The sequence below is a fragment of the Entomohabitans teleogrylli genome, from assembly GCF_001484765.1.
GTDB lineage: Bacteria > Pseudomonadota > Gammaproteobacteria > Enterobacterales > Enterobacteriaceae > Entomohabitans > Entomohabitans teleogrylli.
This window is the reverse complement of sequence record NZ_LLXO01000105.1, coordinates 1-565: the sequence shown is the minus strand read 5'-3', so window position 1 is coordinate 565 and position 565 is coordinate 1. Positions and strand designations below refer to the sequence as shown.

Below are 565 nucleotides of genomic sequence, written 5' to 3'. Positions count from 1 at the left end.
AAATGGCGAACAGCCATACCCTTGGGACCTGCTACAGCCCCAGGATGTGATGAGCCGACATCGAGGTGCCAAACACCGCCGTCGATATGAACTCTTGGGCGGTATCAGCCTGTTATCCCCGGAGTACCTTTTATCCGTTGAGCGATGGCCCTTCCATTCAGAACCACCGGATCACTATGACCTGCTTTCGCATCTGCTCGCGCCGTCACGCTCGCAGTTAAGCTGGCTTATGCCATTGCACTAACCTCCTGATGTCCGACCAGGATTAGCCAACCTTCGTGCTCCTCCGTTACGCTTTGGGAGGAGACCGCCCCAGTCAAACTACCCACCAGACACTGTCCGCAACCCGGATTACGGGCCCACGTTAGAACACCAGCCATTAAAGGGTGGTATTTCAAGGACGGCTCCGCGCAGACTGGCGTCCACGCTTCAAAGCCTCCCACCTATCCTGCACATTAAGGACCAGTGTTCAGTGTCAAGCTGTAGTAAAGGTTCACGGGGTCTTTCCGTCTTGCCGCGGGTACACCGCATCTTCACGGCGAGTTCAATTTCACTGAGTCCCGGG

1 rRNA gene is annotated in these 565 nt (G+C 55.9%); it reads right to left on the bottom strand.

What is annotated here, in order from left to right:
* A 23S ribosomal RNA gene (locus AQ981_RS25445) occupies window positions 1-565 on the bottom strand; the annotation flags it as partial.